The sequence below is a fragment of the Psychrobacter maritimus genome (assembly GCF_029953575.1).
In the GTDB taxonomy this organism is placed as follows: Bacteria; Pseudomonadota; Gammaproteobacteria; order Pseudomonadales; family Moraxellaceae; genus Psychrobacter; species Psychrobacter maritimus.
The window spans coordinates 57,723-79,266 of the sequence record NZ_CP124526.1; the positions used below are offsets into that span (position 1 = coordinate 57,723).

The 21,544-nt window shown below is 43.3% G+C and carries 23 protein-coding genes; 10 read left to right on the forward strand and 13 right to left on the reverse strand.

The genetic code is table 11. The features are described 5' to 3' along the window. Window positions 1-75 precede the first annotated feature (75 nt). Together fadA and QJS82_RS00260 are read left to right on the forward strand one after the other, a co-directional pair. Window positions 76-1,248, forward strand: coding sequence for an acetyl-CoA C-acyltransferase FadA (gene fadA / locus QJS82_RS00255; protein ID WP_281490834.1), 1,173 nt, complete (start codon window positions 76-78; stop codon window positions 1,246-1,248). 256 nt (window positions 1,249-1,504) lie between these two features. Continuing rightward, entirely contained in the window at window positions 1,505-2,080 is a 576-nt protein-coding gene (locus QJS82_RS00260; RefSeq protein WP_144297790.1) for an isochorismatase family protein, read from the forward strand. Window positions 2,081-2,389: 309 nt separating this feature from the next. Here the strand turns inward: QJS82_RS00260 and QJS82_RS00265 are convergent, their stop codons facing one another. After that, window positions 2,390-3,658 carry an MFS transporter gene (locus tag QJS82_RS00265; protein WP_281490835.1) on the reverse strand — a complete coding sequence of 423 codons (1,269 nt, stop codon included), beginning with the start codon at window positions 3,656-3,658 and terminating at the stop codon, window positions 2,390-2,392. A 262-nt stretch (window positions 3,659-3,920) separates the two neighbouring features. On the opposite strand from QJS82_RS00265, the gene QJS82_RS00270 reads away from it, so the two are divergent. After that, window positions 3,921-4,580, forward strand: a complete 660-nt coding sequence (locus QJS82_RS00270; RefSeq protein WP_281490836.1) for an HD domain-containing protein — start codon at window positions 3,921-3,923, stop codon at window positions 4,578-4,580. A gap of 126 nt (window positions 4,581-4,706) precedes the next feature. Further along, window positions 4,707-5,189, forward strand: a complete 483-nt coding sequence (locus QJS82_RS00275; RefSeq protein ID WP_281490837.1) for a DUF1287 domain-containing protein — start codon at window positions 4,707-4,709, stop codon at window positions 5,187-5,189. Between the two features lie 9 nt (window positions 5,190-5,198). Here the strand turns inward: QJS82_RS00275 and QJS82_RS00280 are convergent, their stop codons facing one another. Both QJS82_RS00280 and QJS82_RS00285 read right to left on the reverse strand, forming a co-directional pair. Further along, entirely contained in the window at window positions 5,199-5,702 is a 504-nt protein-coding gene (locus tag QJS82_RS00280; protein ID WP_281491642.1) for an IS630 family transposase, read from the reverse strand. A 13-nt stretch (window positions 5,703-5,715) separates the two neighbouring features. Beyond that, complete coding sequence (locus QJS82_RS00285; protein WP_025651424.1) at window positions 5,716-6,036, reverse strand: IS630 transposase-related protein; 321 nt, start codon at window positions 6,034-6,036, stop codon at window positions 5,716-5,718. A gap of 92 nt (window positions 6,037-6,128) precedes the next feature. Here QJS82_RS00285 and QJS82_RS00290 point away from each other — a divergent pair, with 92 nt between their 5' ends. Next, window positions 6,129-6,197, forward strand: coding sequence for a hypothetical protein (locus tag QJS82_RS00290; RefSeq protein WP_281491643.1), 69 nt, complete (start codon window positions 6,129-6,131; stop codon window positions 6,195-6,197). Between the two features lie 132 nt (window positions 6,198-6,329). On the opposite strand, the gene asd is transcribed toward QJS82_RS00290, so the two are convergent. Next, the gene (asd, locus tag QJS82_RS00295) at window positions 6,330-7,166 is read right to left on the reverse strand and encodes an archaetidylserine decarboxylase (protein WP_281490838.1); all 837 of its coding nucleotides are present in this window, start codon (window positions 7,164-7,166) and stop codon (window positions 6,330-6,332) included. A 129-nt stretch (window positions 7,167-7,295) separates the two neighbouring features. Between asd and dtd the strand changes: the two genes are divergently transcribed. Next, window positions 7,296-7,748: a D-aminoacyl-tRNA deacylase gene (gene dtd / locus QJS82_RS00300; protein ID WP_201565761.1), complete on the forward strand. Its 453-nt coding sequence runs from the start codon at window positions 7,296-7,298 to the stop codon at window positions 7,746-7,748. 63 nt (window positions 7,749-7,811) lie between these two features. On the opposite strand, the gene QJS82_RS00305 is transcribed toward dtd, so the two are convergent. Beyond that, the gene (locus QJS82_RS00305; protein WP_281490839.1) at window positions 7,812-8,420 is read right to left on the reverse strand and encodes a M23 family metallopeptidase; all 609 of its coding nucleotides are present in this window, start codon (window positions 8,418-8,420) and stop codon (window positions 7,812-7,814) included. 243 nt (window positions 8,421-8,663) lie between these two features. Here QJS82_RS00305 and QJS82_RS00310 point away from each other — a divergent pair, with 243 nt between their 5' ends. Further along, on the forward strand, window positions 8,664-9,353 hold the full coding sequence (locus QJS82_RS00310; protein WP_281490840.1) for a putative quorum-sensing-regulated virulence factor: 690 nt from the start codon (window positions 8,664-8,666) through the stop codon (window positions 9,351-9,353). Between the two features lie 36 nt (window positions 9,354-9,389). Here the strand turns inward: QJS82_RS00310 and QJS82_RS00315 are convergent, their stop codons facing one another. Then, window positions 9,390-10,280 (reverse strand): alpha/beta hydrolase family protein, encoded by an 891-nt coding sequence (locus QJS82_RS00315; protein WP_281490841.1) that lies wholly within the window; start codon window positions 10,278-10,280, stop codon window positions 9,390-9,392. Window positions 10,281-10,725: 445 nt separating this feature from the next. Here QJS82_RS00315 and QJS82_RS00320 point away from each other — a divergent pair, with 445 nt between their 5' ends. Further along, on the forward strand, window positions 10,726-11,403 hold the full coding sequence (locus QJS82_RS00320; protein ID WP_201541104.1) for an LOG family protein: 678 nt from the start codon (window positions 10,726-10,728) through the stop codon (window positions 11,401-11,403). A gap of 108 nt (window positions 11,404-11,511) precedes the next feature. On the opposite strand, the gene QJS82_RS00325 is transcribed toward QJS82_RS00320, so the two are convergent. Then, window positions 11,512-13,059, reverse strand: a complete 1,548-nt coding sequence (locus QJS82_RS00325) for an FAD-dependent oxidoreductase (RefSeq protein ID WP_281490842.1) — start codon at window positions 13,057-13,059, stop codon at window positions 11,512-11,514. A gap of 623 nt (window positions 13,060-13,682) precedes the next feature. Here QJS82_RS00325 and QJS82_RS00330 point away from each other — a divergent pair. Continuing rightward, on the forward strand, window positions 13,683-14,117 hold the full coding sequence (locus QJS82_RS00330) for a COG4315 family predicted lipoprotein (RefSeq protein ID WP_201565752.1): 435 nt from the start codon (window positions 13,683-13,685) through the stop codon (window positions 14,115-14,117). 366 nt (window positions 14,118-14,483) lie between these two features. After that, on the forward strand, window positions 14,484-14,765 hold the full coding sequence (locus tag QJS82_RS00335; protein ID WP_149491046.1) for a type B 50S ribosomal protein L31: 282 nt from the start codon (window positions 14,484-14,486) through the stop codon (window positions 14,763-14,765). Between the two features lie 151 nt (window positions 14,766-14,916). Here QJS82_RS00335 and QJS82_RS00340 read toward each other — a convergent pair whose 3' ends face one another. The 6 genes from QJS82_RS00340 to QJS82_RS00365 all read right to left on the reverse strand — a co-directional run bounded on the left by QJS82_RS00340 (window position 14,917) and on the right by QJS82_RS00365 (window position 21,483). Next, window positions 14,917-15,792: an SGNH/GDSL hydrolase family protein gene (locus QJS82_RS00340; protein ID WP_281490843.1), complete on the reverse strand. Its 876-nt coding sequence runs from the start codon at window positions 15,790-15,792 to the stop codon at window positions 14,917-14,919. Continuing rightward, window positions 15,786-17,183, reverse strand: coding sequence for a nicotinate phosphoribosyltransferase (locus tag QJS82_RS00345; protein ID WP_281490844.1), 1,398 nt, complete (start codon window positions 17,181-17,183; stop codon window positions 15,786-15,788). Before QJS82_RS00345 ends, QJS82_RS00340 begins: the two co-directional genes overlap by 7 nt. A 131-nt stretch (window positions 17,184-17,314) precedes the next feature. After that, window positions 17,315-18,361, reverse strand: coding sequence for a bifunctional nicotinamide-nucleotide adenylyltransferase/Nudix hydroxylase (locus QJS82_RS00350; protein WP_201565746.1), 1,047 nt, complete (start codon window positions 18,359-18,361; stop codon window positions 17,315-17,317). Between the two features lie 166 nt (window positions 18,362-18,527). Further along, window positions 18,528-19,541: an alpha/beta fold hydrolase gene (locus QJS82_RS00355; protein ID WP_281490845.1), complete on the reverse strand. Its 1,014-nt coding sequence runs from the start codon at window positions 19,539-19,541 to the stop codon at window positions 18,528-18,530. A 101-nt stretch (window positions 19,542-19,642) separates the two neighbouring features. Beyond that, a complete protein-coding gene (gene tnpB, locus QJS82_RS00360; protein WP_281490846.1) occupies window positions 19,643-20,797 on the reverse strand; it encodes an IS200/IS605 family element RNA-guided endonuclease TnpB in 1,155 nt (384 codons plus the stop codon). 338 nt (window positions 20,798-21,135) lie between these two features. After that, window positions 21,136-21,483, reverse strand: a complete 348-nt coding sequence (locus tag QJS82_RS00365) for a carboxymuconolactone decarboxylase family protein (protein WP_201565742.1) — start codon at window positions 21,481-21,483, stop codon at window positions 21,136-21,138. Between the last annotated feature and the right edge of the window lie 61 nt (window positions 21,484-21,544).

Genomic DNA, 21,544 nt, shown 5'->3' on the forward strand with positions numbered 1-21,544 from the left:
TAAGCGAGATTGACGCAGTCATAGCATTAAAATCAACTGACTACACTGACAATAAAAATTGAAAAGGAAGATAGTATGACAATTTTAAGTCCAAAAGACGTGGTCATCGTAGATGGCGTACGCTCAGCAATGGGTAAATCTAAAAACGGTATGTTCCGCCACGTTCGCGCTGATAGCTTATCAGCTGAGCTAGTACGTGCCTTAGTTGAGCGTAATGACTTTGACCCACGTGACGTCGAAGACATCATCTGGGGCTGTGTAAACCAGACTTTAGAGCAAGGTTTGAACATCGGTCGTAACATCGGTCTGCTGGCTGGTATTCCAAAGACTGCTGGCGGCCAAACTGTTAACCGTCTATGTGGTTCATCTATGCAGGCGCTACACACTGCTGCCGCGCAAATCATGACCAACCAAGGTGACGTTTTCATCATCGGTGGTGTAGAGCACATGGGTCACGTCGGCATGATGCATGGCGTTGATCTCAACCCTGAAGCGTCAAAGCACTATGCAAAAGCCTCAAACATGATGGGCTTGACTGCTGAAATGCTTGGTCGTATGAACAATATCACTCGTGAAGAGCAAGATGCCTTTGGTCTTGAGTCACATCGCCGCGCATGGGCTGCAACGACTGAAGGTCGTTTTGACAATGAAATCATCGGTATCGAAGGTCATGATGCTGCTGGTCGCTTGCAACTATGTACCGTTGATGAAGTGATTCGTCCAGATGCAACGATGGAGCAAATGCAAAAGTTACGTCCAGCCTTTGATCCTAAAGGCGGTACGGTCACTGCTGCGACCTCATCTGCATTATCTGACGGTGCGTCAGCAATGTTAGTCATGAGCGCACAAAAAGCCAAAGACTTAGGTCTTAAGCCTCGTGCTCGTATTCGCAGCATGGCTGTTGCTGGTTGTGATGCCGCTATCATGGGTTACGGTCCTGTACCGGCTACCCAAAAAGCACTTAAGCGCGCTGGCATGAGCATCGATGATATGCAAACCATCGAGCTAAACGAAGCGTTTGCAGCGCAAGGCTTGTCAGTACTTAAAGCCTTGAACTTATCGGACAAGCAAGACATCGTCAACATCAACGGTGGCGCGATTGCACTAGGTCATCCACTAGGTTGTTCAGGTGCTCGTATCACCGTTACCTTGTTAAACGCCATGGAGCAGTCAGATACTGAAATTGGTCTAGCAACGATGTGTATCGGTCTTGGTCAAGGTATCGCGACCATTATTGAGCGTGTGTAATTCTTAGACTGTATTAGCTTTGCAATATTTTAGCATTTTAAAAGGAGCCTCCAATCAAGCGATTGGGGGCTTTTTTATTTATAAACAATAACGAGGTATCTATGACGCAACGTTCATAAGTTGTTAATAAAAATTATCTCCATTGACGCCCTCAGCAAACTATGACTAAATAAGAGCTAGGTTTAATAATAATGATATAGAGGCCAAATATAGCGTCGCCTTTACCTATTAATATCAGTCGTACAAGGAGTGTACTATGTCTACCATGATTACCGATCGCACTTATCGTATCGCCCGTGAAAATACCCAAGCGATGATTATCGATGTTCAAGAACGCTTAACGCCGCATATCTATGACCATGAAAATATTGTCAAAAAGACCGTCACGCTAATCAAAGGGCTGCAAGCGCTTGATATTCCTATTATGCTCAATGAGCAGTACAAAAAAGGACTTGGCGATACCCTGCCTGAGATACGTGATGTGCTAGAAGGTGATAATGCCAAAAGCTTTGAGAAAGTCACTTTTAGCGCTTGTGATAATGACGATTCGTGGCATTATCTAGCCCAACAAAATCGTAGCATTGTTCTATTATTTGGGATGGAGGCGCATGTCTGTGTCATGCAAACGGCGCTTGATTTGCTCGATAATGGCATGCAGCCAGTGATTATTGGTGATGCGGTTGGCTCGCGCTTTCCTTATGATAAGAAGCAAGCGATTCGCCGTATCCGCCGCGCTGGTGGCGTGATTAGTACGGTAGAATCCATTCTTTTTGAATTATGTCGCAGTAGTAAAGACCCTGCTTTTAAGACCATTAGTAATTTGATTAAGTGACTTAATTAAGCGGATTGAGTGGTTATAAAACACTTTTTTTAATGCTTAATAACAAAAGATAGCGCTTAAGACTTAGGCGCTATCTTTTTTGAATACTAGAGCGTGTTCTCAATTCAATCGATGGACATCTAAATGGTCTGAAAATGGCTAAATTTCACCAAACTTCGTCAAATAGCTTGGTAATATCCCGATATTAACTGCACTATTTTCCTTGTTTGGCTACAATTTATCTCATTTTTATCACCATTTTTAAAATGAGGACACGCCCTAACTTTTTTCGCCTTTAAGTAACGATTTAAAATAACGCTTTTAAACAACGTTTGAAGTTGGTTTAACAGTAGATTTAATCGCTGGCTTATCCTGTATTTTTAAGACTAAAAAAGTGGCTAAAGCGACGGCAATAATCAGTACCCAACCAGTCGGCGTCCAACTGCCTGTCAGTCCTTTCACGCCCTGCATGAGCAACACCATCATAACGCCACCTAGATTGCCCATCATCATTAGCATAGCAACTGCTTTAGCCGCTTGTGAAGCGTGTACGGTATCTTCAGCGGCGGCAATCAGTAATGGATAACCTGCCAACAAGGAAAATCCTAATATAAAGCTGAACAATAAAGTCGTCATTCCTGTCGTTAAATATAGTAAAGGATAGGTGGCGCTAGCACCAATTAGCGTTGCCAATATTAAAAAAATGCGCCGTTTTTGCAGGTAATCTGATAGTAGCGGAATCACTAATGCCCCTAAAATACCGCCGACGATCAGCATGGCAGTAATGATGCCCGCCGTCGCTTCATCAATACCGCGCGGCGCAAGAATAGGCGCAATCCAGTTACTCAGCCCATTAAAATAACCCATCGCAATAAACACCGCTAATGAGATAAACCATAGCCGTTTGTTTTTTAATAGCGATTCGATTTCATGCAGTGAGATAGCGCTATCTTGTTGTTTGGGTTTTTCAGCGACCACTAATAAAAAGCCTACTACCGCCACCGCCGTAATAATAACATTGATAAGTAGCATGCCAGAGAAACCAAATGCCTTTATTAATGGGGCAGGGGCAAAAGCACCAAGGGCAGTCGCCAAAAACATCCCGCCCATAATGACGCCCGTTACCGTGGCAATTTGCGATTTATCAAACCAGTCAGAAGTCGCTTGATTGATAGCATTGGTGATATACGGCTGAGCAATGGCGATCAGTAATTGCCCTGCAAATACTAGCCAATAATGATCAGCACCCAACCAGCGTATGATTGAGCCTATCAGCATAAGCAGCGCCGCTAAGCTGACGATTTTTTTATAGCCGATATTATCGAGCACTTTGCCAGAATGAATCGCGAGCAGCACAAAGACAATAGGGAACATCAAGGTTAATAAATTGGCGAAAAAATCATTAACGCCAAAATGTGCCTCGGTGCTAATTACGATGGTCGCAAAGGTCAGCCATAAAAACTGATTGACCCCCAGTAAAAGAGAGAAGCCTGCGATAATAAGCCATTTATTAGGTGGTTTTTTCTGAATACGTGCTGAAGTTGCAGTTGATGAATTAGCACGCGTTGTGGCCTCAGTGGTGGGTGGCATCGACATATTCTTGTCTGGTGCAGGTCATTATCCACTATTTTGTGCATAGCCTTGTCTATAGTCTTATGCATCGCCTTTCGCCTTATTATGAGCATTAGTTTAGTTTTAAACAATAAAAAATTAAGACACTTGCCATTATCGCCCGTCGAAAAAAATAGATGGTTAGTAGCACGCGTAAAATATCTACTATAATAAGCACCTTTGCATAAAGATTAGAGTTAGATATAGCGCTAACCATTCACCGATTAAAGCAGAGCAAGCCATGCCGTTAGAAACCATTTCAGCAAACGCCACATTAGCAACCAAGCAAACACCATTACCCAATCCAAAGCTCGCCTTAAATATCGATATCGATGACGTGACGCATTTTTTATTAGAGCTTGATGCCCTTAAACGTGTCAATCGGCGCAGCTATGTGACGGGTACGACTCGATTGGAAAATTCCGCCGAACATTCTTGGCATTTGGCGATGGCATGTTGGTCAATCGCTGAGTTGTTTGAGCTTGATGTTAGCCATGAGAAATTGCTCAAAATGGCACTGATACATGATTTGGGTGAGATTGATGCTGGCGATACTTTTTTATACGCCGATAGCCGTGGTGATGCGCACGTTGATGAGCGTGCCGGAATTACTCGATTACAAAGTGAGCGTGGCAATGGGATTGCTGATTTAAGTGACGTTTGGGAAGAGCAGGAAACGGGTCATAGTAAAGAAACCCAGCTGCTGAGGGTGGTTGATCGCTTGTTACCGTTTTTGCTTAATTTAAATACCAATGGAAAAACCTGGATTGATGCTAACGTTACACGCTCGCAAGTTGCTGGCGCGCATGGTTTTATTAAAGACAGTTTTCCGAGTATCCATGAGTGGCTAACAAAACAGATTGATTATGCGACTAAGCAAGGGTGGTTGATTGATAAGTGAGTTGATAGCGGATTTGACAGTTAGCCTTTTTATTTAACAGCGTCATTTTGTTACTGACTCACAATGGTTGACGCTGTCTAAAGCCTTTATATTCAATAGTAATATCGATAATAACAGAGAAGCTAAATGCGCTTAATTAAATATAACACATTGGGCAAATCGCTAGCCTTTATCAGCATGTTGGGACTGGCGCAAATGGCGCAAGCGCTTGCTCCTATCAGTGATGGTGGTAAATTGGCGCGCGATGCTAAAAAACAGATTGGTATCACAGTGAGCTATGACCCTACTTACCGTAAATTAAAATTTCCGCGTGGCGATGTAGCAAGCGAGACTGGCGTCTGTACCGATGTGATTGTCCGTGCTTATCGTTTGCAAAATATTGATTTGCAGCAATTGGTTAATCACGATATGAAGTCAAATTGGTCTGCCTATCCGAAAATATGGGGCTTAAAGTCAACGGATAAAAATATCGATCATCGGCGCGTACCCAACCTTGAAACGTTTTTTGTGCGTCATGGAAAAACGTTATCTAAGACTGACAAAGACAGCTTTCAAGCCGGCGATATTGTAACGTGGCGCTTACCAAACGGCGGTTTACCGCATATATAGTCAAAGAACTTATAAATCGCCACACAGCCATAAGAAATAAAAGAACAGTGTGTCAACGCAATCTAGCCGCCACTCTTTACGTTTTTGTTTGACCCAAGCCCACATTTGCTCGATAGGATTCAAATCAGGACTGTAAGGTGGCAGCCATAAAATAGTGTGCCCTGCATCTTCTATAAGTTCAGTTGTGTCTTTGCGCTTATGGAAGGTTGCATTATCCATAATAATGACACTGCTTTTCGGTAGGCTCGGTAGCAGCAATTGCTCAACCCAACTATGGAACACATCACTATTGACACTGCGATCATAAAGTCCAACAGCGAACAGCTGATTATTGTAAATAGCACCTATCGCATTGGTTTGGTTTTTAAGCTGCCAGTTGTATTGTCCAAAGCATTTTTTACCTCTATTAGAGTAACCGTAAGGCCTGTTCTCATGAGACTTAAAGCCACTTTCATCAAGATAGATAATAGGCTTATCATCAAACTCAAATTGCGCTAACTTTTCAAGAAATATTAAACGTTTTTTATCATCTGCTTTTGGATGAGTTAAGCTCTTTTTTTTGAGTGATGCCGATTCGTTTTAATGCAATGCCTATCGCTCTTTGAGTACAATTAAAACGCCGAGCTCGTTCGTGCTGATAGTCATCAGGATAAGCCTCTACATCCGCTCTCAGTAATGCATCGTCTATTTTAGTTGGGGTAAACTGACGTTTTTTACGCTCAGGAAATTTTTTCCAACGCTGAATAGTGTTGGTGCTAATTTGATATTCCTCGGCAAGTTGTCGAATGCTATAGCCTTCTGCAAGCTTATTGAGGATCAGTTGTCGGTAGTCTTTTGAGTATGCCATATTATATACTGTAGCGGATTTTTGTTTCTTTTACTATAGGTATCGTCTCAGACAAAGTAGCTGCTGATGGTGCGCCGCTGATTATTCATAATATTGGCCGTGGTACGCAAGAAGAAAATATCCTTTATGCTTATCCTATACACAAGCACTTTCGTTACTAGCCTCTTTGATTATTAGCGACCTTCGTTACTAACCGCTATCTTACGACGAAACCATAACTCTCATTAAAAAGCCCAATTAAGCATAATGATTCATACTTAATTGGGCTTATATTTTTATCATGAAACAGCGGTTTATTTAGCGTTAGCAACACCCAATAACTGTCCCATTTGTACCACGCTATTGGCTTGCATGCTGTCTTGCCAATCGGCTTCTGCGCCCTTTGGTAATACCACAATCGCGGTTGAGCCTAAATAAAAGCGCCCAAGCTCATCGCCTTTTGCAAAGCTCATATTGTGCTCGGCTTCTTGGATATCATCAGTGCGGGCAATTTTGCCGGTTGCTACCGTTTCGATACCAGCGACAATCATTGCTCCAACCATTACAACCGCTGCTTTGCCGTATTTTGTGTCAAATAAACAGACCAAACGCTCGTTACGGGCAAATAAATCAGGGACATTTGCTGCCGTGGTATTATTGACAGAAAATAGCGTACCCGGTACATAACGGGTTTTGGTCAAGGTACCAGCAAATGGCATATGCACGCGGTGATAGTTGCTCGGCGCTAGATATACGGTCGCAAAGCTGCCATCAGCAAAATAGCTGCCCTCTTCGCTATTGGCCAGTAATTGTCCGATGTCATAGTCACGACCTTTGGCTTGCAGCAATTTATGGTCGCGGATTTGCCCGAGCTGGGAGATGACACCATCAGCAGGGCTAACAATACCGTTTGCGCTGCTATCGATGATACGCGCGTCGTCTTTTAGCTCACGGGTAAAAAAGTCATTAAAGCTTTCATAAGCGTTAAAGCTTTGGCGCTCGTATTCATCTAAGCTCACATTGTAAGCTTTGGCAAAGCTGCGGATAAAGGTGCGCTTAACATAAGGATGGCGGCTGGCGGCCAAACGTCCAGCTACTTTACTCAACTGCTGCTGCGGCACAAATTGTTGAAGGGTGGCAAATAAATTCATAATGAGGCTACCAAAATAGGGTTTGATGTAATAATTAATTAGGCAAGTTAATGGCGGTATTTTATCATGGTCAGGGTATTGTTGTATGGCCATAAACTGTAAGCTATTTATAAATAAGGAAGGCCGTAAATGAGAGCACTGATACAAAGGGTGCACCGTGCGAGTGTCACTGTCGATGCGCACTGCGTTGGTGAGATTGAGCATGGCCTATTGGCCTATATTGGCTTGGGTCATGATGATAATCTGCAAAGTGCGCAGCGTATGATTGATAAAATTCTCACTTATCGCATTTTTGATAATGATGATGACCCTGCTAAGTTTGGTAAATTGGATAAAAATGTCCAGCAAGTAGGCGGTGGCTTATTACTGGTGTCACAATTTACCTTGATGGCAAAAACCGATAAGGGGCGTCGTCCTGACTTTGGCGGAGCAATGGCACCCGATGCCGCGCAAGCCTTATTTGAGCAACTGGTAAATTACGCCAAAACCCAACATCCTAATGTAGCAACTGGTGAGTTTGGCGCTGATATGCAAGTGGCAAGTATCAACGATGGACCGTTAAATTTTTTATTGGAAGTTTAGAGGTTTAACGTTTTAGAAGCTTGATTTTTACAAGCTTAATTTTTTGCACTAAAGTTTTAAAGGCTAGCTGTCAGGATTTTGTAGCAAAGGATAAGGATTGACCGCGCTGCCATTGATATAAATCCCGTAATGGACGTGCGGCGGCGTACCTTTGGCATTACCACTGTCGCCGACGTAACCGATGATATCGCCGGCATTGACCCAGTCGTTTGGGCTAATATCGGCATAATCCTCTAGATGCGCATAGTAATGTCCTGCGCCGCCCGGTCCAATGATGAACACCACGCGACCGCCTAACGTATTGTCACCCACTTTGCTTACGATGCCTTGTGTCGTCGCTTGAATCGGTGTGCCTCGCGGGGCAAATATATCGATGCCTTCGTGAGAGCGACCTTGGCTACGCGCAGCGCCCCATGTATCGGTTAGGTGCTGTGCTGGTAATGGCGAGGGCAGACTGTTTTCTGTCGGTAATTCTTGTTGTAATAAACTGAGCTGTTGCCATTTTGCCATCACAAACGACTGGGTTTGTTGACTGATACTCGGTAAGAGCTTGTCAAATACAAATAACAGCATCAATAATACAGATGCCTTGATGAATACACTTATTATACGGCGTAAAAAGGTTGTTTTTGAATTTGGATTTGGCGGAAGCTTATTACCATCTGCTAGCATCGATATCTCTTTATTTTTTTTGAGTTAACTCTAATGGGTAGTATAAGAGTTAACGTCTCTATTCTTTGTATACCATTGTTATTTCTAGTTTTTATCCCCATAAACATAACGTAGTTTTTAAAAGTTACGTAGCTTTTAAATTTACCTAGCTTTTACAATTGCACTTAAAACACCAATGTTGCTACCTATAGCGAAATAACTATGTTTAAACAACTATGCTTAAATAATGATGGCTAAATCTTTATGATTGACACTGCGCTGATTATCGATACCGAAACCGATCAAGGTCGTGATCCGCGTCCGATTCAAGTGGCGACTATTAATGTGGCGACGGGATTTGAGTGGATGAAATACTTTAATAGTGGGCGTTCGATATCGCCAGTCGTCATTAAAATCCATGGCATCACCGATGATGATGTCGCCGGTCTTGAGCGCTTTGAGTTGGATGCGTTTGAGTTGCCGCAGTATTTGATTGGGCATAATGTGCGCTTTGATTGGCGGGTGATTGGCAGTCCGTCTGCTAAGCTAATATGTACGGTGCGGCTGGCGCGCGTCGCATTTCCAGAGTGGAGCGCCTATGGTCAGTCGAAATGCATCGAGCAGTTATTAGGTAAAGGCGAAGCAAGTAGAATGACGATTGCCGCTCATGATGCGCTCGGTGATGCGCGCATGTGTTATCTGCTTTATCAGGCCTGCTGCGAGCGTTTAGAGATTGCACCGACAGATTTTTCGGCGGCCCACGCTATCGCCAATAAAGCCAATCCGCTGAGCAAAATGCCCTTTGGTAAACATAAAGGTATGCCGATTAAAGACGTACCAATCAGCTACGTAAAATGGATGCTGGGTAACATCCATAATATGCAGCCGTCGCTTTATTCTGCTTTGACCAAGCGTGTTAAAGCAGAACAAGCAGCAAAAAACACGCAAGATTAAATAGACTTGCGCTTAAATGGATTAACTAAACAGAACTTATTGCTGCTTAGCTAACCAATCGACTGCCATTTGCCAAAGCTGCGGGGCTTTAGCATTGGTTCTGCTACTAAAATAGCGCATATGACCGATACTATTTAAGCCGAACTCTTTTGGCTCAAAAAAGCGTTTTTCGACTGGCATTTTGCTAAAGACGCGAATCATATCATCCATATTTTTGCTATTGGCAATCTCATCATCGCTAAAGCCGAGCCATAATGCTGGCATATCAAGCTCATCATAGAAGTGAGTATGAATGCTTTTGCCAAAAGCGGTCTTGATATAGCCTGCGCCATTGCACCACTCGCGCCATTGACGAGCGACGCCGCGTGGTAGCGGCTCGCCCATACCGATTTTATCCGCTGGGGTATAACCGAACGTTAAGTTAGTGAGTGGGATAAAGGCATCCATAAAACCCATTGCTTTGAGCTTATAAGGCATGTCCATGTTTTTGATACGGCCTGATGAGCAAGCGACATTGAATACTGAAGCGATAGCTTGGTAGTTTGGCATTAAACCAATCAGCTGACCACCGGCGCTATGACCAATTAAATGATAAGTCGCATCGGCAAATTCGTCTTGTAAGGCATCAAGGACGGCTGGCATGTCATGGCGACCCCAACTGATTAAAGAGGCGTCACATTTAGCCAAATCAGACGATAGCGATTCACCGATACCTTCATTATCAAAGGTTAGGACACCAAAGCCACTGGCTGCTAAATAAGTGGCAAAATTGTGATAAAACTGGCGTTTGATACCGGTCGCTGGCGCTATCATGACCGCTGCTTTTACCTCATCTTTAGGGCGATAGACAGTCGCTGCCAATGCCCGATTGCGATCAGTCATGATGCTTAGTGAATAAGTATCCGTTTGATTCTGCGTATTTTCCATGGTTTAACCTTAATATGTTTTTGTCATTTTTATGAGTAAGTGCTTTTTTATCAGTAAGTGCTTTGGGTAAATAAAAATGCTTAAGATGCGCTGAGCGTTTAATAATCAATGTTAATCATATCGTCATTGAGCTGCGATTAATTTAATCTATGGCATAACTCTGCGATAATCGCATGATGACCGAGTTACAACACCGCTTATGGTAAAATAAATCTTAGGTAGGAAGGTAGGCGAAAATGACTTCTAAGTTCTATAAGCAGGTTCTATGTGCGAGTTCTATGCGGCTTGTTTTGCACAATATCAACCAAAAAAATTAATCAGTATTTATTTTGACCAATCAACACACATCAACAAACCACCAGGTATGAATAAACGTGTTTTAATAGCCAAGTATCTAATAGCTATATATTTAATAAAAAGTCGATATAAAAATTAAGGAAGTTTTATGCAAATGAAAATTAATAATGACACTTATGAAGTCATTACCAGTCAAGATATTACCAATATTGAAAAAGCAGTGGATAAATCAGCGTTGACGATGCCGTTAGTTGCGGTTTATTGTGGTTCGCGTTTGGGCAATAATGAAGTCTATGAGCAGGCAGCGCGCGAGCTTGGCCGTGAGCTTGCCGATAATGGCATGGGTCTGGTTTATGGCGGCGCGAGCATCGGGCTGATGGGCGCAGTGGCAGATGAAGTCATCCAAGGCGGCGCGCAAGCGGTTGGTGTGATTCCAACTTTTATGCTCAAGCACGAGATTGCTCATGAGCAGCTGACCCGTCTGCATTTGACCGATACCATGCACACCCGTAAAACGGTGATGGCAGAATATGCCGATGCCTTTATTACCTTACCGGGCGGGCTTGGGACGCTAGAAGAGATTATGGAAATCGCCACGTGGCGTCAGTTATATCAGCACGAAAAACCGATGATTATTCTGAATATCAATGGCTTCTACGACCGTATGATTGAGCATTTAAAATATACCGCTGACCAAGGCTTTATGAAGCAAGAAGACCTTGAGCGTTTGGTCGTTTGTAATAGCATTAGTGAGGCGATTGACATGCTAAAAACAGTGGTAACCATAGAAGGTGCGGTCGATACCGAAAAAATGGCCGGTAACTAAGCGAACTAAGCGCTAATATATACTGCCTTTACATAAAAAAGGAGAGAAGGGCTTATCGTTAGCCTTTCTCTCCTTTTTTGTTTTAACTTTATTAACATTTAAATCATTTTAATGTGTCTCACAAATTCCATGGTTTACGCCTGCCATTGCTAATGGAAAGCCGCGTTCTTGCGCCAAATGACGCGCAACTTTATCAATCGCTACGCTATCATTTTGCGCTAAATACGCCCATTCATGCGCATAACGCTGACTATTTTCTGCCATATCATTAGCAATTAAACCAAGCTCAGTCAATTCATCAACGATTTGATCGGCAGCAATCAGCGTCGATGAGGCTTTGACATTTTCCGCGCGCGCATAGCGAATATTAGAGTATAAGCTCACATCGGCAACCCGCAAAGTATCGTCTTGACCGGGTATTTGCTGCCCACCGTATAGCGCATTGCCGACCGTACGCGCGCTATGAAAGGTTGGCACAAACTCAGCGACGTAATCAATCGCTTGTTGACTGCGTGCTTGCAGCGGTGCTTTATCCCAGCCATCTTCGATATAGTGCAAGTATTGCGACGGCAATTCAGGTTGGGCGCTGTCTTTATTGGAGGCGACCAAACCATCATCAAATAAGGTGATAAATTTACTCATGCCATGTATTTGAAAGTAACCACCGGGGTAAGGTGTTAGCTGTGCCATGCCTTCTGGCGTACCGCGATCGCCATAGACGATAATCTCTGGTATCTGCCCGCCGGTGTCATCCCAATGGGTGATATAAGAGGATTTAAACTCGACCATACGCGTGACTTTGACGCCGACCATATCGTCGATGACGCCGGTACGAAAACCGCAAGCATTGATTAAGTAATCGACTTCGATAGATTTGATTTTGCCGTTAGATTGCGCTTCAGGGTCTAAACTAGCACCTTGCTGATAATCGATACGCCATTTAGTCACATGATGGTCAGCGTTTGAGCAGTTTTCACAGTCGACGGGCATGACTTGCTTAACTTGTGTATCGGTAAAGACATGCGCATGCTTATAGCCTTCTAAAGCCAATTGCGCAGACGCTGCCAAGCGGAAGATATTCCAGCCATATTCTTGTACGACAATCAGCGGAAATTTGACTTTATTTAAGTCCAAATACTTAGCGACCGGTATCATCCATTCGTCAACCGACCGCGGCACCGTTACTTGCTTACGCTCAGACAATGCAATCAGTTGCTCATGGCTATAGAGCTGATAGTAATTTTCAGGTTCGCCGAGTACTTTATTATTGGCATCTTCAGCGATAAGCTCGCGATAAGCGTCAGTCAAGATATCAAGGCGCGGTAGCAAGTCTTCGGGCAAGCCTTCATCGCGGGTAGGCACAGCAAATACCGTCGGGCGTACATCGATGGTATAAGGATAAAGGCGTAAAATATCGATACATTGTTTGAGCAGAGCGACGCAATCTTCATCAGGAATTTCACGGTATAGATTGCCGCCAGCATGCAAATGACACATCGGCGGACCATCGATAAGCGAGGTGTTTTTTTCAAATAGATAGGTCTCAAGCCCTAATGCTGCCAGGCGAATTGCAATGGTTGCCCCCGCTGTACCGCCGCCGAGAATACCAACCCGTTTGGTAGCAGGCGCTTGATTGTTCGTAAAAGAATGAGTCATTGTCGTTGTTATATCCTTAATCGCATTCCTGTCATCAGGAGCTGCTCGGCGTATTCGTGAAATGATTTGTTTTTAGATAAAGTGTTTTTGGATACCAAGTTACTTTTAAATCATCGAGGTCTAACTATTTTTATTTTAAACAGCTTATGTTTTATATAGGGTGTCGCTATCGATATGCATACAGACGATATGCGTGCATGGGCAGCCAAGTTCAATACGTATCTTAAGCCGCGATGGTCACATTTGCCATTGTGCAGTCATTCCTAATTTCTATAGCGTTATTCTACGAAAAACGGCTACTTATATAAGGATGAATAGGTAAGTACTTGCATCAGTTTTGTCAATGAAGAGCGCTGGGGCGGTAGGTTAAAGCCTGAGCGCTGCTAAGCGTCTTTTATAGAGTTAAGTATTTAATTTTGCGTTATTTGTAAACTTTAGGCGCTTTTGTAAATTTATATGCTGAGAGAAACGTGCGCTTTGATGCCTATGCTATATTAAAAACACTTGAAGTCAGCGCTAAACCATTTCACGTACCTCAATCATTGTACGTATTATGATTAAAAGCAGCAGACGACAAGAAGAAATCCAATAAAAAATTTTTCACTATTAACAAGGAAGTTATTATGAAACACATACTGGTATTATCTGCTCTTAGTGGCATGCTAGCGCTCAGTGGTTGTTCAACCCTAAATAATATGGTCGGCAATGACGATTCGGGTATGCATGATGTGCAAGCGACCAATAAAAACACGGCTCCTGTCGCTAGTAAAAACGGCATGCTCGTCGATGCTAGCAATCATATGACCTTGTATACTTTTGATAAAGATTCTATGAATAAGTCAGAATGTGGCAGCGCCTGTCTGCTCGTTTGGCCTGCATTTATGGCACCGAGTAATGCCAAAGCGTCAGGGCAGTTCGCCGCCTTTAAACGCGAAGATGGCAAATATCAATGGGCGATGAATGGTAAGCCGTTATACTTTTATGCCAACGACACAAAGGTTGGCGATAAAGACGGCGATAATAAACTTGGCGTTTGGCACATTGTAAAAACTAAATAACTTTTAAGTTTTCCAAAAATAAGCTTTCCAAAAATAAGTTTTCCATAAAAAGGCAGCCAGCGTGGCTGCTTTTTTTTGGTTATTTACGTGGTTTTTTAACATAGCAGGATGGCTTTAAGACGAGCTCTTATCGTAGAAGCTACTTGCATCGAGCGACAAAAACCGTTAAAATCGCGGTTTGATTTTCCCGCTGGGGAAAGGCTAAGTGAGCAGCGGTGTGGTGTTGGGTGCTGGAATAAGCCAGTGACGCAGTTGCCAGACCAGAAGATGTCCTTAGTGCCTCAGTTACGTATGTTAGTGTGATTAATAGTCAAAAACGTCGTTAATCAAAAGCGCTGTACATACATCGGACATAGAGAGTTTATTATGCGTAAAGATATCCATCCTAATTACCAAGAAGTTTTGTTCCATGACACTAACGCTGACGTGTTTTTCTTAACTCGTTCAACCGTTAAAACCAAAGCCACTCGTGAATACGAAGGCACAGAATATCCATACTACCCGCTTGATATCTCAAGTGCGTCGCATCCATTCTATACTGGCGAACAACGTAAAACTTCTACTGAAGGCCGTGTTGCAAGCTTCAACAAACGCTTTGGTGCGTTTGGTGGCCGTAAGAAAGCTGCTGATACTGACGCTGCAGAATAATTTATACTTATGGTATAAATGTATTTCGCTAAGCAGTCTTTTGCTAAGCCATAAAAAACCGCTGAACATTCAGCGGTTTTTTTTGTTTAAATTTTAACGTTAAATTTTAAGCTGCCAGTGTTTAGAAAGTCAGTTTTTTAGCTGTTATTATTTAGAAGGTAGAACGGTTTAATTTAGCAGCTGGTGAATCAAGCAAATCGACAATCAACTCTGCCAACTGCTGCGCCCAATAACGGTACATAAGGCTGCTAGGATGAAAGCCATCACTGGCAAACATCACCCTGATATCGATTGGGGTGCCATTAGAATGCTCGTCTATCATGCGGGCAAAGTCGGTTGCCATGTAGGTGACACTATCGTGAGCGGCACAAATTCGCTGTAATGTCGTATCAAGGATAGAGGCTTTGGCACCGACGAAGTTATTCAACGGTGCAGGTATCGCCGGCATCTGTGCCATCGGCGGTAAGCTTAAAAAAATCAGCTCTCGCACACCAAATTTGCGCTGGGCAATAGCAATGATATTTTCGATTTGCTGTTGCCATTGATGAACAGAGACGTTGGAAGTGGTGTCATTAACGCCGACACTCAATACCATCACATCGATAGGCTGGCTTGGCGCAGGCAACACATAAAGCCTGCGCAAGATATCAAAGCTGGTATGACCAGTCGTCGCTTGCAAAGACCAGTTTAATGTATGAAATGCGCTCTGAATAATAGGCTGCTCGGTCAAGATGGGAATCAAATTGCCGACAAGCGCCTCTTGCTGGGTCTGACTACCGACGCCAGCCGCTGCCGAATCGCCAACGACCATCAAGTTTAGCGTTTGCTGTGTATTATCTTTTGAGGTATTGGCAGCGCTGTCAGTTGCATTGTTTAATTGAACTTGACCATGCCTCTCACCATTTGGTTCGGGCAGGCGCACGGTATCGCGCTTGATTTTGTGCCCTTGATACAGGTACACAGGGGCGAACAGCACGTCTCTTGCAACCGAAGCTATTTTATTCTGCATTTTCTTAGTAGCTACCATCCTGCTCGCTCCCGAATAGTGGTGAGATTGTCTTCAATAAGTAATTTACCATCGATATATACATCGCGTAATAGGTTGTCTTCTGCTGCTGATAAATTATCAACTTTAATAGTTTCTAACGTTCCGTTGCTGTTCTTTATCAGCGCCAAACGGCCTTTTTTCGAGCGTTTTGAGCGGCTAGTGACGGGGTCTTTATAAATGTCGGTCCACACGCCGTCGATAGAGATGGCGCTGGCTTTCATGGCCCAACTCATGGTATCGCGATTGACTTGCTGCAACAATCCGCCACCCATGCCAAAGGTGATATTGTCGGCGCTAAAACCAGCCTTCAATATCACATCGATGATTTTGCCCAAGCTTTGCGGGCTGATACCATCACCTTGGATGACACGCACATAATCAGGCAGCACTTTATAACCTTTACTGTTAATGGTCGTACCAAATTTTACCGCTAAACGCTCCAATGCTTCACGCACGACCTTTGCAGGATCGCCACTGTCAGGTCGGATAACTAAAGTCCCGCCCATATTTTTGACGTCTTGTTTTAGGCTGCCGCCCCAAATATTATCAATGGCGTTCCATAAGTCATAGCTGTCAGATACCACGGAAAAACTCTTACCAGCGCCGCCAAACTGCTCAATCATATTGGCAAAGGCGGCGGTTTCTCCATCACGGCCCCAAGCGGTCATAGTACTGTGCTCAGCGGCAGGTATAGAGAAAGCTGGCATCTCTTTATCCATCTGATACCAGCGGCTAGCGGAAACCAAGGTCGTCATCGAATCGGTACCAGCAAAGTTCACCAAATGCGCAAGGCTGCCAAGTGCCACAGATTCTTGGCTCGAAGCACCGCGTGAACCAAAATCATGCAAACGAAAAATCAGTGATTCGGTATTATCCGCAGATTTTTCCAGTGCCCGACGTATGATGCCTTTGCAATAGTGCGAGACGCTCGCAACCGTTGAAGGATACCAAATTGCACGCAGTAGCGCCGTTTCGATATAGCTTGGTAGCCAATAGAACTCAGGGTCAGTATTGATGATTTGACAGACCACATTGGATGCCGGAACGACGCTGCCTTCAGGAATGGCTTCGATACGTAGTGGTAGATAGCCGCCATGCTTATCGACTATCAGCTCCCAACCAGCACGGTTAAAGGTTAAGCCATGCGCCTGAATAACCATTTCGGCTTCATCGATATCTTGATGGGTAATAGGCGTGCTGAGGTATTCTTTAATAAAGGCTTGCAAGCCAAAAAACACTACATCGTAATCGCCTTTACGCGCCTCTATATAGCTTGATAGATACTCACTACCGCTTGGATATTGCACCCAATGGGAGGTTTTATAGCTGTCGCTATTTAAGATTAAATTGTTTAGATTGCTGGTATACATCACAGAACTCCTCTGCTTTGAGATGCCGTAGCTGTTTTTTAAATAACAGTTGCGGCGCTAAACCATTGCCGTCTATCGGCGCTGGCGTGAAAATTTGTCAATAAAAGATTGAATAGCCGTCTGATAAAATTCTATAAACCAACCATTTTAGTAATAATTGCATAATGGTCTTCAAACATCATGGTGGCATCAAGCTCAGCAAGTGGTAGCCAAAAAGCCTTGGCAGCATCGTCGCCGCCTTTTACTTTTGGTAAGCCTTTTGGGTCGTTTTTCAACTGAAAGTAAAAGGCTTGGGTAATCGTGCGACCACGTGCCGAGCGGTAAGGATCATCAAAGGTATGCTGACTATGACAAGAGCCGCGTAGTACCGGTTCAGGGACTTTTAGACGGGTTTCTTCGCGTAGCTCGCGGATACAGGCATCAAATAAAGTTTCTTTTGGGTTCAAAAAGCCACCCGGTAATGCCCACAGCCCGCGCCCTGGCATACTACGGCGCTCAACCAATAAAATATGCCCTGATTGTACGACCAAGGCATCAGCAGTCATAAAGGTTGGTGGGTAGGGCGCAGATTCCCATTGTCTTTTATATTTATCGACAAAATCCGCTTCTTCATGCAGGTTTTGATAAATATCGGTCTTTTTAAAGTCATTGAGGACGTTGCGGGTCGACTCAGGGGTGCGCTCAGGCGTTGGCGTGGCACCCATCAGGTAGCTGTCACGAATAGGGGTGGCGGATAAATTGTGATAATTGGGCACAGAAACCGACGCCCAACTTGGGAATAATGACAAATAATACGATGAGCTGTCTTTTGAATGGCCAATCAGCCCAATATCAGTCTGTAAGTCGCTAGTGACAGATTTGACGCCTGCTTGCACATATTGCAGCCAGCGCGTGTCATTGTAGAGTGCATCGTCGAGTGCAACGCAGTGGATACGTGCCGCTTCTGCTGGCGAGTAGGCGTTTTTTATCATCGTCGCGCGCTCATCGACGCTAAATGGATTACGCAGACTACGTGGTAGGTTGGCAGAACCGATCAGCATAATGACGTTATCGGCACGTTTTAACGCTTCATCGACCACCGCTTTGTGACCGCAATGAAACGGCTGAAAGCGCCCAATAAATACCAAATAACGATAGTGTTTGTTTTTATCTGCATGCTGCTCTGCTGAATCGCTCATATACGCCACTTTCCTACTACTGATATTTCATTGATTAAAAAAAGTAATGCCGCCAATACTGACACAGCATGGGAGTTGCTGACAAGTGCAAAGATGTTTAGAGAGGTATCACCACTGGCTATTACCTTTATTCAAGTTTGTACAGACAGATAAATATAAGACTCTTTTAATTGGCATGCTTATCAATCCACGCAGTAACCGTTGGCCAAATCTCTTTGGCGGCAGGACGACTGTTTAAGATACGGCTATGGGTATAATCGTCTAAATCGCCATTAATAATTGAGTATTCGCGAAAAACGTTATCAGGATTGTTAAAATCATTAAAAAATGACTGGCAGCCTTGAGAAGGCGAGATGAATGTATCACCCTTGGCGCTGATGGCATAAATTGGCGTGGTAATATTCGGCATATATTGTCGATAATCAAAGCAATCGTCATCCGTTAACTGAGTAACATTTTTCTGACAGCTATAATTATCAAAAGCACTGTCTTTGACACCAGCAGCGTCTATATCTTTTTGCTTAATAAAACTGCTGTGAAAATTTTTACGCAAATTCCATTCGTACCATTGATTCATGGTGTGATGGCTTTCGTTAAAGGGTCCCATGTTGAGTTTTCTAGCAGGTATATAGCCGAATATACGCGTAAATAGTTTAGCAGCGACTATTTTAAAATAGTTCTTCGGATTGACTATTGCACCATAAACTTGGCAAGCAAACATACTGAGGCTATTGATTTTAGCGATGTAATGCGGATTTTGGATTAAAAACATCGTTAAGCAAGCACCGCCGCCGCTATGAGTGACGCAGTGTAAATTGCTGAGCTTTAATTCATTAAATAAATAATCGAAAGTGGCAGCAAAATCGTAGGTTGCGACGGTTTCAAAGTTAAATTTATCTTTTGGTACTGCGCTTGCACCATGGCCGCGCCACTCCATGATATAACAATGATGGCCAAGCTCAGCTAAGTATTCGGCGATTCTTAAGCAGGTTTTTTTATCTGAAAAAGTACCATGCGTTAAGAAAATGTTTTGCCCTTGATTAGCAGTGTCATTTTTAGTAGAGCCATTGTTAGTATCAACATTAGAACATTGATGGGTTTTTTGACCATCGAATATCTCCCAAACAGCGATTTGCACCTTATCTTTGGTCGTCACTAACGTTAGATTCTCAGTCATCATAAAGATTTTCTCATGAACTACCCACTACCTTAGAGGTAGGGGTTTCTTAGGTAACGCTCTTACTTGACACGATATTCTGTATCAGCGGTTAAGCGAATTAACTAAGCTAACCCTGTCGCACCGACAGTTTTTGATTGTTTAGCCAGTATCAATCCTTGATGTAAGATATTGATACTGGCATTGATATCGCGGTCATTTTGCTGCAAGCAACTTGGACAATTCCACATTCTAACCGACAGCGGTAATTCAGCTTTAGTCAGTAGATGGTTGCAGTTTGAGCAAGTCTTAGACGATGGAAACCATCGGTCTATTTTGACAAGCGTTTTGCCGTACCAGTCTGCTTTATAGGCAAGCATGGTGGTAAATGACGACCATGAGCTGTCACTGATTGCTTTTGCAAGTTTGTGATTCTTAACCATACCCTTGACGTTCAAGTCCTCTATGGCAATCACATCGTGGTTTTTGATGAGATTGAATGAGAGTTTATGTAGAAAGTCTTTGCGAGTATTGGTTATTTTCTCATAGACCTTGGCGACTTTTGTTTTGTGCTTTTGATAGTTGCGACTGTCACTAAGTTTGCGATTAGCAACTTTGGCAACTGCTCTACGTTTGGCTAACATCTTTTGGGCGCGAGCTAACTTGTCTTGCAGCTTTGATAAAAACTTAGGATTAGCAACTTTCCTGCCGTCCGATAAGACGATAAAGTCTGTCAATCCTAAGTCAATGCCGATGTTAGAGTGGGTTTTTGGTAATTCATTAACGATGGTTTCAACCAGTAGGCTGACAAAGTATTTACCTGATAGGGTATGGCTGATGGTGGCGCTCTTAATTAAGCCGTTTATTTCACTTGGGAACTTGGCGTTGATATGGCCTATTTTTGGCAGTTTAACGGTGCTATCTGTGATCGTCACTGTACCCTTTTGATTGTTGGTGGTGTAACTGTCTTTAATGCCTTTTTTCTTGAACTTAGGGAATCGGGCGCCTTGCTTGAAAAACTTATTATAAGCCGCTCTTAGGTTTTGCTGCACATTAGCCAATGCCAAGCTATCGACTTCTTTTAGCCATTCAAATTCTTTCTTATACTGAGCAGGAGTGTTTTTAAGCTCGGTCTTATGTTCGTTGTAATGATCAATCTTGTCACTAAGCATCCTATTCCAAATAAAGCGTGTGCAGCCAAACGACTTAGCAAAGAATATTTGCTGATCCTCGTTCGGATATAGCCTGACTTTATGGGCTTTTAGGATTTGCTTTTGCATGAAATACTTATTGTTAGTTGGTGTTATATTTATTATTAATTATACTACAGGTAGAGGTTATTATCACCAACAACGCACTCATCTCAACACCTTAGAGCTGGGAGAATTCTGCGCTAAGATGTTAAACTCATACCATGCTTATTAGTATATAAATGCAGTAAGGAGTAAGTTATAGCACAACTTAGCCATTTATAGTTATGCTTCCATAACTGTGAGTCTACAGACAGGTATGAATCTAGGATATGAGAGCTATCAGCATCGTATAGACAAAAAAAACTGCCAGTGATAGATTTAATCACTGGCAGTTTTTTAACAATGAAGCTGATTAAGAATAAGGTTTAAGCGTCTTTACTAAATTCATTAAAGGAAGCAACGGCTTCGGCAGCGTACATCATTGACGGACCGCCGCCCATATAAACACACATGCCCAAGGTTTCAGCGACTTCTTGCTCGGTGGCGCCAAGTTGTACCAATGCTTTGGTATGAAAACCGATACAAGCATCACAGCGCGCGCCAACCGCTAAGGCGAGGGCAATCAGCTCTTTGGTTTTTTTGTCCAATACGCCATCTGCGGTTGCCGCTGCACCGAGCTGCGAAAAGGCTCTGCTGGTTTCAGGAATATGCTTGTGTAATTTTGCCATATTGGTTGAAACGTGTTTAGTGATGTCTTTAAATGATTTAGTCATGGGATGGATGCTCCTCTTTATGCCGGATTAAAACGCTTATAAAGTGCAAGCGTGGTTTATT

What these genes read in the sequence shown, in the direction of transcription:
- QJS82_RS00340 (WP_281490843.1), bottom strand. Translation starts at nt 15,792, where the DNA reads ATGGTAGCTACTAAGAAAATGCAGAATAAAATAGCTTCGGTTGCAAGA.
- QJS82_RS00320 (WP_201541104.1), top strand. Translation starts at nt 10,726, where the DNA reads ATGCAAATGAAAATTAATAATGACACTTATGAAGTCATTACCAGTCAA.
- QJS82_RS00285 (WP_025651424.1), bottom strand. Translation starts at nt 6,036, where the DNA reads ATGGCATACTCAAAAGACTACCGACAACTGATCCTCAATAAGCTTGCA.
- QJS82_RS00270 (WP_281490836.1), top strand. Translation starts at nt 3,921, where the DNA reads ATGCCGTTAGAAACCATTTCAGCAAACGCCACATTAGCAACCAAGCAA.
- QJS82_RS00275 (WP_281490837.1), top strand. Translation starts at nt 4,707, where the DNA reads ATGCGCTTAATTAAATATAACACATTGGGCAAATCGCTAGCCTTTATC.
- QJS82_RS00330 (WP_201565752.1), top strand. Translation starts at nt 13,683, where the DNA reads ATGAAACACATACTGGTATTATCTGCTCTTAGTGGCATGCTAGCGCTC.
- tnpB (WP_281490846.1), bottom strand. Translation starts at nt 20,797, where the DNA reads ATGCAAAAGCAAATCCTAAAAGCCCATAAAGTCAGGCTATATCCGAAC.
- QJS82_RS00350 (WP_201565746.1), bottom strand. Translation starts at nt 18,361, where the DNA reads ATGAGCGATTCAGCAGAGCAGCATGCAGATAAAAACAAACACTATCGT.
- QJS82_RS00335 (WP_149491046.1), top strand. Translation starts at nt 14,484, where the DNA reads ATGCGTAAAGATATCCATCCTAATTACCAAGAAGTTTTGTTCCATGAC.
- QJS82_RS00325 (WP_281490842.1), bottom strand. Translation starts at nt 13,059, where the DNA reads ATGACTCATTCTTTTACGAACAATCAAGCGCCTGCTACCAAACGGGTT.
- QJS82_RS00315 (WP_281490841.1), bottom strand. Translation starts at nt 10,280, where the DNA reads ATGGAAAATACGCAGAATCAAACGGATACTTATTCACTAAGCATCATG.
- QJS82_RS00310 (WP_281490840.1), top strand. Translation starts at nt 8,664, where the DNA reads ATGATTGACACTGCGCTGATTATCGATACCGAAACCGATCAAGGTCGT.
- dtd (WP_201565761.1), top strand. Translation starts at nt 7,296, where the DNA reads ATGAGAGCACTGATACAAAGGGTGCACCGTGCGAGTGTCACTGTCGAT.
- fadA (WP_281490834.1), top strand. Translation starts at nt 76, where the DNA reads ATGACAATTTTAAGTCCAAAAGACGTGGTCATCGTAGATGGCGTACGC.
- QJS82_RS00265 (WP_281490835.1), bottom strand. Translation starts at nt 3,658, where the DNA reads ATGCCACCCACCACTGAGGCCACAACGCGTGCTAATTCATCAACTGCA.
- QJS82_RS00365 (WP_201565742.1), bottom strand. Translation starts at nt 21,483, where the DNA reads ATGACTAAATCATTTAAAGACATCACTAAACACGTTTCAACCAATATG.
- QJS82_RS00305 (WP_281490839.1), bottom strand. Translation starts at nt 8,420, where the DNA reads ATGCTAGCAGATGGTAATAAGCTTCCGCCAAATCCAAATTCAAAAACA.
- QJS82_RS00355 (WP_281490845.1), bottom strand. Translation starts at nt 19,541, where the DNA reads ATGATGACTGAGAATCTAACGTTAGTGACGACCAAAGATAAGGTGCAA.
- asd (WP_281490838.1), bottom strand. Translation starts at nt 7,166, where the DNA reads ATGAATTTATTTGCCACCCTTCAACAATTTGTGCCGCAGCAGCAGTTG.
- QJS82_RS00260 (WP_144297790.1), top strand. Translation starts at nt 1,505, where the DNA reads ATGTCTACCATGATTACCGATCGCACTTATCGTATCGCCCGTGAAAAT.
- QJS82_RS00345 (WP_281490844.1), bottom strand. Translation starts at nt 17,183, where the DNA reads ATGTATACCAGCAATCTAAACAATTTAATCTTAAATAGCGACAGCTAT.